15 protein-coding genes and 1 pseudogene are annotated in these 13,020 nt (G+C 31.7%); 2 read left to right on the top strand and 14 right to left on the bottom strand.

Going from position 1 to position 13,020, the window contains the following annotated elements:
- Positions 1-32 precede the first annotated feature (32 nt).
- From trhA to ACJDT4_RS08060, 14 genes and pseudogenes are all read right to left on the bottom strand, one after another.
- Positions 33-677 (bottom strand): PAQR family membrane homeostasis protein TrhA, encoded by a 645-nt coding sequence (gene trhA / locus ACJDT4_RS07995; protein ID WP_406787036.1) that lies wholly within the window; start codon positions 675-677, stop codon positions 33-35.
- Positions 678-1,171: 494 nt separating this feature from the next.
- Positions 1,172-1,384: pseudogene (locus ACJDT4_RS08000) on the bottom strand (D-glucuronyl C5-epimerase family protein); the annotation flags it as partial.
- 65 nt (positions 1,385-1,449) lie between these two features.
- Positions 1,450-1,785: a single-stranded DNA-binding protein gene (locus ACJDT4_RS08005; RefSeq protein ID WP_406787037.1), complete on the bottom strand. Its 336-nt coding sequence runs from the start codon at positions 1,783-1,785 to the stop codon at positions 1,450-1,452.
- A gap of 139 nt (positions 1,786-1,924) precedes the next feature.
- Positions 1,925-3,910, bottom strand: coding sequence for a transketolase (gene tkt, locus ACJDT4_RS08010; RefSeq protein WP_406787038.1), 1,986 nt, complete (start codon positions 3,908-3,910; stop codon positions 1,925-1,927).
- Positions 3,911-3,990: 80 nt separating this feature from the next.
- Complete coding sequence (locus ACJDT4_RS08015) at positions 3,991-4,896, bottom strand: AEC family transporter (protein ID WP_406787039.1); 906 nt, start codon at positions 4,894-4,896, stop codon at positions 3,991-3,993.
- A 67-nt stretch (positions 4,897-4,963) separates the two neighbouring features.
- The gene (hisE, locus tag ACJDT4_RS08020) at positions 4,964-5,293 is read right to left on the bottom strand and encodes a phosphoribosyl-ATP diphosphatase (protein ID WP_406787270.1); all 330 of its coding nucleotides are present in this window, start codon (positions 5,291-5,293) and stop codon (positions 4,964-4,966) included.
- Entirely contained in the window at positions 5,289-5,639 is a 351-nt protein-coding gene (gene hisI, locus ACJDT4_RS08025) for a phosphoribosyl-AMP cyclohydrolase (protein ID WP_406787040.1), read from the bottom strand. Before hisI ends, hisE begins: the two co-directional genes overlap by 5 nt.
- 18 nt (positions 5,640-5,657) lie before the next feature.
- On the bottom strand, positions 5,658-6,419 hold the full coding sequence (gene hisF, locus ACJDT4_RS08030; protein ID WP_406787041.1) for an imidazole glycerol phosphate synthase subunit HisF: 762 nt from the start codon (positions 6,417-6,419) through the stop codon (positions 5,658-5,660).
- Positions 6,420-6,484: 65 nt separating this feature from the next.
- Complete coding sequence (gene hisA, locus ACJDT4_RS08035) at positions 6,485-7,201, bottom strand: 1-(5-phosphoribosyl)-5-[(5-phosphoribosylamino)methylideneamino]imidazole-4-carboxamide isomerase (RefSeq protein WP_406787042.1); 717 nt, start codon at positions 7,199-7,201, stop codon at positions 6,485-6,487.
- Positions 7,198-7,809 (bottom strand): imidazole glycerol phosphate synthase subunit HisH, encoded by a 612-nt coding sequence (gene hisH / locus ACJDT4_RS08040; RefSeq protein ID WP_406787043.1) that lies wholly within the window; start codon positions 7,807-7,809, stop codon positions 7,198-7,200. Before hisH ends, hisA begins: the two co-directional genes overlap by 4 nt.
- A 15-nt stretch (positions 7,810-7,824) precedes the next feature.
- Entirely contained in the window at positions 7,825-8,412 is a 588-nt protein-coding gene (gene hisB, locus ACJDT4_RS08045) for an imidazoleglycerol-phosphate dehydratase HisB (protein ID WP_406787271.1), read from the bottom strand.
- A gap of 73 nt (positions 8,413-8,485) precedes the next feature.
- Positions 8,486-9,793: a histidinol dehydrogenase gene (gene hisD, locus ACJDT4_RS08050; protein ID WP_406787044.1), complete on the bottom strand. Its 1,308-nt coding sequence runs from the start codon at positions 9,791-9,793 to the stop codon at positions 8,486-8,488.
- Positions 9,794-9,809: 16 nt separating this feature from the next.
- A complete protein-coding gene (gene hisG, locus ACJDT4_RS08055; protein ID WP_406787045.1) occupies positions 9,810-10,442 on the bottom strand; it encodes an ATP phosphoribosyltransferase in 633 nt (210 codons plus the stop codon).
- Positions 10,432-11,646 carry an ATP phosphoribosyltransferase regulatory subunit gene (locus ACJDT4_RS08060; RefSeq protein ID WP_406787046.1) on the bottom strand — a complete coding sequence of 405 codons (1,215 nt, stop codon included), beginning with the start codon at positions 11,644-11,646 and terminating at the stop codon, positions 10,432-10,434. Before ACJDT4_RS08060 ends, hisG begins: the two co-directional genes overlap by 11 nt.
- A 191-nt stretch (positions 11,647-11,837) precedes the next feature.
- Here ACJDT4_RS08060 and ACJDT4_RS08065 point away from each other — a divergent pair, with 191 nt between their 5' ends.
- Together ACJDT4_RS08065 and ACJDT4_RS08070 are read left to right on the top strand one after the other, a co-directional pair.
- Complete coding sequence (locus ACJDT4_RS08065) at positions 11,838-12,182, top strand: phenylpyruvate tautomerase MIF-related protein (protein ID WP_406787047.1); 345 nt, start codon at positions 11,838-11,840, stop codon at positions 12,180-12,182.
- Positions 12,183-12,428: 246 nt separating this feature from the next.
- Positions 12,429-12,785, top strand: a complete 357-nt coding sequence (locus tag ACJDT4_RS08070; protein WP_406787048.1) for a hypothetical protein — start codon at positions 12,429-12,431, stop codon at positions 12,783-12,785.
- The last annotated feature ends 235 nt before the right edge of the window (positions 12,786-13,020 follow it).

Here is a 13,020-nt window from a genome sequence, read left to right on the forward strand (position 1 = left end):
GATATATCAATAGTGATAATGTTATTTATAAATTACTTAATTAAATAAAGTAATATGCAAAAGAAATGGCATGCACTTCCACTTATAACTAACAAGTGCCATATAGCATGATTATATGGGATTTTATCAAACAAAAATAGCCCTGCACCTAATGTATATATTATTCCTCCAGCAACAAGTAATATTATGCCATTTATTGGTACAACAGCAATTAATGTTTTTATATAGAATACTATCATCCAGCCCATTATTACATAAAGAAGTGTGGAGGTTTTTTCAAATTTTCCGCAAAAAAACACCTTTATTACTATACCAACTAGAGTAGCAGACCATACAACTCCAAAAATAATCCATCCTCCATGTTTTCTAAGTACAGTAAGTGCAAAAGGAGTATAGGTTCCTGCTATTAATATATATATTGAAGCATGATCAAATATTCTAAAGACTTTCTTAGCACCTTTAGCCCAAATACTATGATATAGAGTAGAAAATAAATATAGCAAAACAAGGCACACACCATATATCGTATAACTAACCACATACCATGCATCTCCATACTTTGCCGCAAAAACAATCAATAGCACAAGAGCTGCTACAGCAAGTAGTGCTCCAATTCCATGAGTTATCGCATTAGCAATTTCCTCTCCTTTAGTATAAAAGCTATTATTATCTTCCAAATTACTCACCTCTCTTAAAATATATATTACTCTTTAAAATTCACATACACAATACCATTATTATTATACTTAATATTTTTTTAAATATTAAATAATCTATTATGAAATTAATTTGCTTATAAAAAATCGGCTGTCGCACTAAGATGTCAAACTGCAATTTATAAAGATTGCTAAGTAACCATAATAGTGAAGGATTTTAACTCGTTATGCTTGCTAAAAAATAAGGGTTTCACTTTCTTGAAAGGTAAAGAGTTTTATGATGCTGTACAAATAAAAAGTGAAGAGTTTTACTTTCAGTAAAAAATTAAGGTTGATTTTCCTAAGTTTTACTACGAAAAATCTTTAACTCAAGTTAATAATTTTTCCGTATCAAAGTCTAAGAAAAATATCCTTAGCATTTTGCCATAGCAGAACCCTTCACTTTTAGATAATTAACGTTATTTATAAATTACGATTGAATAATTTTTTCAGTACGGCAGTCACCTATAAACCTTTTATATATGACTCCCATTTTTTTCATATTGCTTTAAAGTATTTTCTCCAGTTACTTTTCCAAGTGCATGCAATAACTCTATGTGAATAGCATGATAGTTAAGAGCACTTCTAGGCTGAGTACAATATGTTAGATGAATCAAATCATAAGGTGTAAAACCACCCAAATCATAATATGGAAGTATTATTTTTAAGGTAGTTATCCCTTTTTTAAAATAATCACTAGCAACTTTGTATTATATATTTTATTTAACTCATAAAGAACATTTACTGTAAATAGTTATGAAATGGATTCCTTTTTTCGTTCCAAAAACTGAACCTCTTCTCCTACAACCTCTGAAACATACTTCTTATTATTATCTTTATCATTATAGCTCCTTACTTGAAGTCTTCCAATTACACTTATGAGACTTCCTTTTTTCATATACTTAGCTACGCTTTCGGCTATTTTCCCCCATACAACCACAGGTATAAAATCTGCTTCAAATATTCCCTCACTATTTTTTACTTTTCTATTTACTGCTATTGTAAAATTGCACTTAACCTTATCTATTTCTTCAATGCGCTTTATTTCAGGCTCTCTAGTCATTCTGCCTATTAAAAGAATTTTATTCATAATATTATTCTCCTTATTTATTAATTCATTTATTTACATATTATTATATCCATATATGGAATATATAAACATAATTTTAACTTAAATTCACTAAAAAAACGGCATGCATAATGCACACCGTTTTTAAATTTATAGTTAATTATTTATTTTTTACAATAGACTTACATATATCTACTACATTCTTCAACGTGAAACCAAACTTTTCAAATAAAATTTCAGCTGGTGCAGAAGCTCCAAAGTGATCTATTGAAAGCACTTTACCGTCAAGTCCTACATATTTATGCCATCCAAAAGAAGAAGCTGCTTCTACAGCAAATCTTGCTCTAACTTCTTTAGGCATAACTTTTTCTTTATATTCTTCATCTTGGGCATCGAATAACTCAAACGAAGATACACTTATAACTCTTGCATCTATACCATCCTTTAGCAATTCATCCTTTGCCTTATATATTAATTCAACTTCAGAACCTGATGCCATGAGAAGCATATCTGGTTTATTTTTATTAGAATCCTTAAGTATGTAAGCTCCTCTTTTTAAATCCTTTGGAGTTTCTTTATATAATGGCAACTTTTGTCTTGTAAGTACTAATACTGTTGGTCCATCACTTTCAGTAAGTGCATATTTCCAAGCAGCAGCTGTTTCTATAGCATCTGATGGTCTAAAAACAGTTAAGTCTGGTATACTTCTAAGTCCAGCTAAATGCTCTATTGGTTCATGAGTTGGTCCATCTTCACCTACTCCTATACTGTCATGCGTAAGTACATAAACTACAGGAAGATGCATAAGTGCTGACATTCTCATAGCACCCTTCATATAATCACTAAATACAAAGAACGTTGAAACAAATACTTTTAAGCCTCCATGTACGGCTATTCCATTTGCAATAGCAGCCATAGCATGTTCTCTAACTCCAAAGTGAAGGTTAGCTCCAGTTCTATCTTCCTTTGAAAAATCTCCTTTACCCTTCATATAAGTCTTATTAGAAGGTGCTAAATCTGCTGAACCACCAATAAGATTTGGAACAACCTTTGCAAGCGCATTTATCACATTTCCAGATGCATCTCTTGTTGCCATAGGTTTTTCTACATTCCACAACTCTTCTACTTTATCTAAATCAATTGCTATCCTTCCACTCATCCATTCATCAAATTCCTTTGACAATTCTGGATAGCTTTCAGCATATTTTTTTCTAAGTTCATTCCATTTATCTTCATTTTGTTTAAGCTCACTCTTAAGCTTAAGCATATGCTCTTTTACTTCTTCTGGAACATAAAAATCTTCTTCGTAGTCCCAACCCAAGTTTTTCTTTAATTCTTTAATTCCTTCATCTCCAAGTGGTGAACCATGAACTCCTGCTGTTCCTTGTTTTGATGCTCCAAAACCAATTACAGTTTTTGATATTATAAGAGTTGGTCTCTCATTTTGACTTTTAGCTTTATTTATAGCCGCTACTATAGCATCCATATTAGTTCCATCTTCGACCTGTATAACGTTCCAATCATAAGCCTTAAATCTATCACCAACATTTTCTCTAAATGCTATTTCAGTATTTCCCTCTATAGATATATTATTGCAATCATATATAACTATTAGTTTTGAAAGGCCAAGAGTACCTGCCAAAGATGCAGCTTCAGATGAAATCCCCTCCATCATGCATCCATCTCCTGCAAGAACATAAGTATAATGGTCAACAATATTCATGTCAGCTTTATTAAACTTCTTTGCTAAATAGGCCTCTGCAATAGCCATACCAACCCCATTAGCAACTCCCTGACCTAATGGTCCTGTACTTATTTCAACTCCTGGTGTAACCCCATACTCTGGGTGACCTGGTGTCAAGCTTTCCCATTGCCTAAAATTTTTTATGTCCTCTATTGTAATTCCATATCCAAATAAATGGATAAGTGAATAGAGCAGCATAGATGCATGACCTGCTGATAAAACAAATCTATCTCTATCAAACCATTTAGGGTTGGATGGATTGTGTTTTAATATTTTTGACCACAATGCATATGCTGCTGGTGCTGCTCCAAGTGGAGTTCCTGGATGACCAGAATTTGCTTTTTGAATAGCTTCTGCTGATAAAACTCTTACGGTATTTACTGTTAATTCATCAATATTCATATTTGCCTCACCTTTCAAATTTTATTAAAGATAATTTTCCTTAAATCCACTAAAATTATAACAAATTTTTTTTAATTTATCTATAATAACATAAATATAAGTGGTATTGTAAATACAGATAATATTGTGCTTAAAAAAGCGCATTTTGATGCAATTTTTTTATCTGCACCATAATTTTCTGCAAAAACTCCCACAATAGTACCAGACGGCATCGCTGTTAAAATTACACATATATCCAGAACAGTTTTTTGAACTCCTAACGTATTTAAAATTAAAAATACAGCTAAAGGTGCTATAAGAAGTTTTATAACATTTACATAATAAACATTAATACCTGAAAATATTTCTTTAAATTTTACGTCTGCAAGCATTGCTCCTATTACAAACATAGAAAGTGGTGTTGTCATATTGCCGATGCTTTCTGCGGTTTTAATAAATGCATTTGGAAGTTTCAGCGAAAAGAAAAACATTATAAGTCCAATAAACATAGCAACCATTGGAGGAGTTAAAAAAACCTTTTTAAGTATACTTTCATCATTTTTATCAGTAAATAAAAGTGTCCCATAAGACCACAAAAAAATGTTGAATGGTATGGTATATATAGAAGTGTAAAAAACCCCCACCTTACCATATAAACCTGCAATTATCGGATATCCTATAAATCCACAATTTGAAAATATAGTTGCAAATTTCATAACCTTCTTTTTATCCTGTGAAAACTTAAAATAACTAATCTTACTTAAAAATATAAGAAATATGTGTATTGCTAATGAGTACAAAAAAATCATAGTGCCCTTTTGAAGCATGCTTTTCGAAAAACTAAAATTAAATGAATTAATAATTAAAAAGGGCATTGTCACATTTACAAGTATACATGATAGCCCCTTATTAACTTCATCAGTTATAATCTTTAATTTTCTTAAAACTACTCCAACAATCATCATCAAAACTAAGATTTCAACTTGTGTAAAAACGCTGTTGTTCAAAACCACATCTCCTCTTTGAAATTAAATAATAGATAAACAACTACGTTTATAATTGTATAACAACAGCTCATATTTTTTCAACAGGTTTTCTTTCAGCTTTCTTATTTCCAATCTTTTTGCTTCGCTTATATAATTCCTCAGCTATATCATTAAGTTCAATATTTTTCTCTACAATCAGTACCATAAGGTGATATACTACATCGCAAATTTCTCCTACAAATTCATCCTTATTTTTATTTTTAGCTGCTATTATAACTTCAGTAGATTCCTCCCCCACCTTTTTTAGTATTTTATCTATTCCTTTATCAAAAAGATAATTGGTATATGAGCCTTCCATTGGATTTTCTTTTCTATCTTTTATAACAGAATATAACTCATCTAAAACTCCCTTATCAATCATTATTCCCTCTCCTTATAAAATCATATTTTCTATAAAAACAACTTTTATTTCCAGTGTGACAGGCCGCACCAATTTGTCTAACCTTTAACAATATAGTATCTCCGTCGCAATCAACGCCTATTTCCTCTACATATTGAAAATGTCCAGAAGTTTCTCCCTTATTCCAGTATGACTTTCTTGATCTACTCCAAAACCATGAAGTCCCAGTTTCTATGGTTTTTTCAAGAGCTTTTTTATCCATATATGCAAGCATAAGCACTTCACTGCTTTCTAAATCTTGAACAATTGCTGGCACAAGTCCTTTTGAAAAGTCAACTATATCAATTATGTCATCTACTTTCAATTTATATCACCCTTTATTTTAAATTCTAACTTCTATCCCACTGTTCTTTAGATACTCTTTAACTTCCTTTATTGTAAGTTCCCTATAATGAAAAAGAGAAGCTGCAAGAGCCGCATCAGCAGAACTTTTTTTAAATATTTCGCTAAAATCCTCCAATTTGCCACAGCCTCCAGATGCTATTACTGGTATGTTTACACTTTTACATATAGTATTAGTAAAATCAACATCGTATCCATTTTTAGTACCATCAGCATCCATACTCGTTAGAAGTATTTCTCCTGCTCCAAGGCTTTCACATTTTATTGCCCATTCCACAGCATCAAGTCCTGTATCTATTCTCCCGCCATTTATAAAAACATTCCAACCTGAATTATCAGCTCTTTTTTTACCATCTATAGCAACTACAACGCATTGACTTCCAAATCTTTCAGCTGCTTCTGCTATAAGCTCAGGTCTTTTTATAGCTGCTGAATTTACAGATATTTTATCTGCTCCAGCTCTTAAAATGTTTTTGAAATCTTCTAAGCTTGTTATTCCACCCCCAACCGTAAGAGGAATAAAAACTCTTTCCGCAGTTTTCTTCACAACTTCTATCATAGTTTTTCTACCTTCATTGGTGGCACTTATATCTAAAAATACTATTTCGTCTGCTCCTTCTTTATTATAAAAGCCAGCAATTTCTACTGGATCTCCAACTTCTTTTAGATTTACAAAGTTAATTCCCTTAACCACTTTTCCCATATCCACATCAAGGCATGGTATTATTCTTTTAGTAAGCAAGTTAATCCCTCCCACTTAATATAGAGTAGAGAGTAAGGAAGATAAATCAGCCTTCACTCTACTCTCTAATCCCTACTCCTTTTAATCGCTTTCTTCAAATTCACATTTCCACTATATATCGCTTTTCCAACTATTGTTCCATAAAGATTCATATCATTTAACTTTAAAATATCATCTATAGACTTTATTCCACCAGATGCTGTAATATTGCATTTCACACTTTCTTTAAGTCTCTGAAGCATACTAAAATTGGGGCCCTCAAGAGTTCCATCCTTACTTATATCCGTAAGTATTATATTCTTTACGCCTATATACTCCATAAGTTTTGCAAATTCTATATAATTGACTTTACTAATATCAAGCCAGCCATTGACAGCAACAAAACCATCCTTAGCATCTATTCCTACTGCTATTTTATCGTCATACTTTCTAACAGCTTCCTTCACAAATATTTTATCATTGAGAGCTGCTGTTCCAAGAATAACTCTTTTAACTCCTATTTCAATAAGTTTATCAATTGTTTCTATAGTTCTTACTCCACCGCCGAGCTCTATTGGCACCTTTACATTTTTAACTATATTTTTTACAGCCTTTATATTTACAACCTCACCCTTAAGTGCTCCATCAAGATCAACAACATGTATATACTCCGCTCCTGCTTCTTCAAAAGACTTAGCTGTTTTTACGGGGCTTTCAGCTACTATCTCAGATTTTTCAAATATTCCTTTGTATAACCTTACACATTTTCCTTCTCTTATATCAATTGCAGGCAAAATTATCATTTTATCAGCTCCCAAAAGTTTTTAAGCATTTTTATTCCTACATCACCACTCTTTTCTGGATGGAATTGGAGTCCAAATATGTTGCCACTGCTTACAACAGCAGGTACCTTTACCCCATAATTGCAATAGGCATTTAAATTATCCTCTTTCTTTAAATCTGCATAATATGAATGCACAAAATACACATATTCATTTTTCTTTGTATCTTTTAACACAGCACATGGTTTTGAGATATTAAGATTATTCCAACCTATTTGAGGTATTTTCAAATCAACTTGAAGTCTTTTTACTTTTCCTTCTATAAGGCCGAGTCCTTTTGTTGTCCTTACTTCCTCGCTTTCTTCAAAGAGCAGCTGCATTCCAAGACAAATACCCATGAATGGTTTTCCTTTCCTTGCTTCATCTAACATTACCTTATCAAGACCTAGTTCACTTAAATTCTTCATAGCATCTGGAAAAGCTCCTACGCCAGGAAGTACTATTGCATCGCTATTTTTTATTTCTTCTATCTTAGAAGTTATTAAAGGCTCAGCGCCTATAAATTCAAAAGCTTTTTGTACACTTCTTAAATTTCCCATTCCATAATCAACAATAGCTAATTTTTTCATATTATATTCACCCCTTTACAGCATCCCTTTAGTAGACATTACTCCCTTTATTCTTTTATTCCTTGATACTGCCTCGCATAGTGCTCTTCCAAAAGCCTTAAAAGCCCCTTCAATCATATGATGATTATTTTTTCCGTAAAGAACTCTTACATGAAGTGTTATTCCTGAATTAAAAGCCACCGCTCTAAAAAACTCTTCCACCATTTCAGTATCAAAAGTTCCAAGCTTATCTGTTGTGAATTCTGCATCAAAAACAAGAAATGGTCTTCCACTTATGTCCATCGAAACCTGTGCAAGAGCCTCATCCATAGGTACAAAAGCAGTTCCATATCTATTAATAGATGCTTTATCTGAAAGAGCTTTTTTAATGCACTCACCAATTACTATTCCAACATCCTCAACAGTATGGTGTGAATCTACATAAGTATCACCTTTAGCTTTAACCTTTAAATCTAAAAGCCCATGTTTTGCCATTAATGAAAGCATATGATCAAAAAATCCTATACCCGTATCAATTTCATATTTGCCCTCACCATCTAAATCAAGTTCAACGCTTATATCTGTCTCTCCTGTTTTTCTTTGTATATTTGCCTTTCTCACAATAAAACCTCCTATTATAGCAGAGAGTAAAGATTTATCTGATGTAAGGAAAATAAATCCACCTTAACTCTACTCGCTACTCTCTACTCTGCTTAAATCTTACTTTTATAGAATTTGCATGAGCAGTCAATCCTTCTGTTTCTGCAAGTTTTACAATCTTGTCCTTTACCTCACTTAAGGCATTCTCAGAATAATAAAGATAACTTGACTTCTTTACGAAATCATCTACGGAAAGAGGTGAGAAAAATCTTGCGGTACCGCTTGTAGGCAGCACATGATTAGGTCCTGCCATATAATCTCCAAGTGGTTCTGGAGCATAATACCCTAAAAATACAGATCCAGCATTTTTTACATAGCCTAAATACATAAAAGGATTTTCAAGCATAAGCTCAAGATGCTCAGGTGCTATAATATTTCCAATTTCAATAGCCTCTTCTATGCTTTCCGTAATGATTATAGCTCCATAACTTTTAAGCGATTCTAATATTATTTCTTTTCTTTCAAGCTTTTCTACTTGTTTTTTTAATTCCTCTATAACTTTTACAGCAAGTTCTTTTGATGTAGTAACCAATATAGCAGAGGCAAGTTTATCATGTTCGGCCTGTGACATTAAATCTGCTGCTATATACTCAGGATTTCCTTTTCCATCTGATATTACAAGTATCTCACTTGGTCCTGCAATCATATCTATATCTACAAAACCAAATACACTCTTCTTAGCCATTGCCACAAAAATATTTCCAGGTCCAACTATCTTATCAACTTTTTCAACGCTCTCTGTTCCAAAAGCTAAAGCACCAATTGCCTGAGCTCCTCCAACCTTATAAATTTCATCTACACCTGAAATATCCGCTGCAACCAAAATATTTGGATTTACAAAGCCATCCTTCATAGGTGGAGTTGTCATTATTATCTTTTCCACACCTGCAACTTTTGCTGGAATTGCATTCATAAGAACAGAAGATGGATAAGCTGCAGTCCCTCCCGGAACATATATTCCAACCTTTTCTAATGCCCTAACAATACGTCCCATAACTATTCCATCCTTTGATGGAACAAGCATAGAATTTTCCTTTTGTTTCTCATGAAAGTTCCATATATTATCTTTTGCAGTTTTAAGTGCCTCTATAAAATCTTTATCTACTTTATCATAAGCAGCTTTTATTTCTCCCTTTGAAACTTTTATATTATCTATATTAGGACAATCAAATTTTCTAGTATAGTAAGTTAAAGCTTCATCGCCGCCTTCCCTTACATTTTTAAGAATGTCTTCTACTACTTCTATTACCCTATCATCCGCTTTCCCCTGCCTGTTTTTTAGAGTATCAAAATATTCTTTTCCCTCTTTGCTGCCACTATATATAATGTTCATAATATCATTCATATATATTCTTTCCCTTCTAAATATTTTTCACCTTGCTTATTATCTTCGATATTTCATCTTTTCTAAGCTTCATACTTGCTCTATTTACTATCATTCGTGTACTTATGCTGCATATATCTTCAAATACTACAAGCCCATTTTCCTTTAACGTATTACCTGTTTCAACTATATCGACTATAGCATCTGCAAGTCCAAGTATTGGTGCAAGTTCAACAGAGCCTTCAATTTTTATTATCTCAACGTCCATACCCTTTTCTCTGAAATAATTTCTAGTAACATTGGGATACTTAGTTGCTATCTTTTTTCTATTACAGCCCTCATTTAGCTTAAAATTAGGTAAAGATGCTAATGAAAATTTACACTTGCCTGTTTTTAAATCTAATACTTCATAACAATCTTTATTCATTTCCATAAGGGTATCTTTCCCAACTATACCTATATCAGCAGCTCCATGTTCAACGTAAGTTAAAACATCTGCTGCCTTTACAAGTACGAAGTCTATATTATTTTTTATATCATGAAAAATTAGTTTTCTTCCCTTATCTTTAAGCTCATTGCAGTCAATACCTGCCTTTTCAAATATTTCTATTGCTTTGGTTTCTATTCTTCCTTTTGTAAGTGCAATTCTAATAGGTACATTATCTTTCATTGCTAATACCCCTCACATCAATTGTTTCTCCATTATCTACATTTTTTACTTTATTAATTTTATTTTCTATACAATATTCTATTGTCTCCTCAACAGTATCAAAAAGGCTTACCTCCGCTTTTATACCTTTTTTATTAAGTTCATCAGCTTCTAAATATACCTTTTCAATTTTTTCTCCAAAAATCATATAAAAAGTATAACTACTATTACAATTTTCATTGTCATTTTCTAAGGCTTCCATTAAACTATCAACATTTATAGCAAGTCCTGTAGCCGGAATATCACGTCCAAATTGACTTATTAATTTATCATATCTTCCTCCACTTAAAAGTGCATCCCCTATTCCTTTAGCATAACCTCTATAAATTAATCCTGTATAATAATTTATATGCTGTACCATTCCAAGATCTATAGAAAGATATTTTCCATAACCTGAATTTTCAACAATCTCATATACCTTTGAAATTGCTTTTAATGTAGCTAGCGCCTTTTCATTATTCACAAGTTTTTCAGCTTTTTCTATTATCTCCTTACCGCCAAACAACTCTGGAAGCTTAGAAAGTATAATGCTTTTTTCTTTTAACTTTTCTTTATTTTCCGATATAAAATTTTCAACCTCACTAAAGTTTTTATTTTCAATCAAGGTTCTAAGTTTTTCTATACCTTCTTCTTCAATATCTATATCTTCAATTATGCTTTTAAAAAATTCTGCCTGCCCTATTTCTATTTTAAATTCTTTAAGTCCAGTTTTTATAAGTGCTTTTATTGCAGCTATTAATACCTCCACATCAGCTCTTAAATTACTACTTCCAAGTACTTCTATTCCAGATTGAGTTACTTCACTTATTTTCCCATTTAAAACCTCATTCATTCTATAAATATTGCCAGTATAACAAAGTTTAACTGGATAACTTTGATTTTTTATTTTTGTAGCTGCAATTCTAGCTATGGGTGTAGTCATATCTGGTCTCAGCACCATCATTCTTCCCATATTGTCAAAAAGCTTATACATTTTTTCTTGCTTTATAGGCTGATTCCTAAGATTATATACATCGTAAAATTCAAAAGTTGGTGAATTTACTTCCTTATAGCCCATTTCTATATAAACACTTCTTAGTACATCTTCTATATTTTTTTTATTTGTATATTCACTAAATAAAATGTCCCTTGTACCTTCTGGTATATACTTTCTTAAATTTATCATTCATATCACATCCCACTTTTACTTTATCGCTTTATCACACTAATGTATTAAATATATTTTAACAATATTATATTCTAATGTCAAATAAAATTTACCCAACTATCGCATATCATTTGACAGCCTAACCTTTCAAGTGTTATATCTATATTATGTGCCAATTTTAAAATAATTACCTATTAGGAGGTTTTTTTATGCCATTTATAAATTCAAAAGTAACCGTAAAAATGGATGACACTAAGAAAGAAACTTTAAAAAATGAACTTGGAAATTTAATCAGTCTTATTCCTGGCAAAAGTGAAAGCTGGCTGATGGTTGGATTTGAAGATAATTATTCTTTATATTTTAAAGGCGATAAAAAAGAAAAAGCTGCTTTTGTTGAAGTAAAAATATTTGGAGGTGCTGATAAGACTTCTAAAAATAATTTAACAGCTAATATTTGTGATTTATTTGAAAGAGAGCTTCAAATACCCAAGGATTCTATATATATAACCATTCAGGAAATTGATACCTGGGGATGGAATGGTTCGCTTTTTTAATAATTGCAAAAAAAGTTTACAGTAATTTATAAGCTGTAAACTTTTTTATTATGTTTAGTTAAAATTTATGCTTTTTTTAATATAAATATAAAATTATTATTCAGTACAATTATAATTTTCCAGTATACATTCTTCTATTATGTACAAACTATAAAAGATATATGAAATTTAATTTTATTAATACTTTCCCAAGCGTAAATTAACTATATTGAAGCAAGTGCGTTTCCAGCTAAAGGAGGAGTAAAAATGGATGATAAATGCGAAACTAAAAATGAAATTAAGCAGCTTGAAAATTTAGTAGAAAAGCATACCAGAACAGAAAGACATTTTGAAAATGGCGCCAAGTATTCATCACCAGAAGCTATAAAAACCGCTGAAGAAAAACAAAAAAGAAGAGAAGACCAAATTAACACCCTTGAAGTTAAAATAATGGGCGACACTACAAGTCCTCATGAAGAAAAAGAGCACCTAGAAGAAACCTATAGATCAACAAAAGAATATATAGATCACAATAAAGACCATATGGATAAAGAAGCTTTAAAAAACATCAGAGAAAAACAAGCCAATCGAGAACTTCAACGCCGCCAGCTAGAATGGAAGTAAACCACCGGGGTTTGGGCGGCAGCCCATGTGATATCTAAACCTAATATTAGTTTTCTCCATGATCTTGGGTTTGGGCTTTAGCCCATATGATTCATGAACCCTAAACTAGTCTTCTTAATATTAAATGCCAAACTAAAACACTGGTAATCTTAATCTAGGATTTAGTCACTCAATATCATAAACTTAAGAATTTTTAATAACTATAAAATAACGATAGTAATGAATAACATTACTA

This window comes from Clostridium neuense (assembly GCF_045310695.1).
Classification (GTDB): domain Bacteria; phylum Bacillota; class Clostridia; order Clostridiales; family Clostridiaceae; genus Clostridium_S; species Clostridium_S neuense.

Bases quoted from the DNA above. Each gene is read 5' to 3' on its own strand.
- hisA (WP_406787042.1), bottom strand. From the start codon at position 7,201: ATGATAATTTTGCCTGCAATTGATATAAGAGAAGGAAAATGTGTAAGG.
- tkt (WP_406787038.1), bottom strand. From the start codon at position 3,910: ATGAATATTGATGAATTAACAGTAAATACCGTAAGAGTTTTATCAGCA.
- hisH (WP_406787043.1), bottom strand. From the start codon at position 7,809: ATGAAAAAATTAGCTATTGTTGATTATGGAATGGGAAATTTAAGAAGT.
- ACJDT4_RS08065 (WP_406787047.1), top strand. From the start codon at position 11,838: ATGCCATTTATAAATTCAAAAGTAACCGTAAAAATGGATGACACTAAG.
- ACJDT4_RS08060 (WP_406787046.1), bottom strand. From the start codon at position 11,646: ATGATAAATTTAAGAAAGTATATACCAGAAGGTACAAGGGACATTTTA.
- ACJDT4_RS08005 (WP_406787037.1), bottom strand. From the start codon at position 1,785: ATGAATAAAATTCTTTTAATAGGCAGAATGACTAGAGAGCCTGAAATA.
- hisG (WP_406787045.1), bottom strand. From the start codon at position 10,442: ATGAAAGATAATGTACCTATTAGAATTGCACTTACAAAAGGAAGAATA.
- hisD (WP_406787044.1), bottom strand. From the start codon at position 9,793: ATGAATGATATTATGAACATTATATATAGTGGCAGCAAAGAGGGAAAA.
- ACJDT4_RS08070 (WP_406787048.1), top strand. From the start codon at position 12,429: ATGGATGATAAATGCGAAACTAAAAATGAAATTAAGCAGCTTGAAAAT.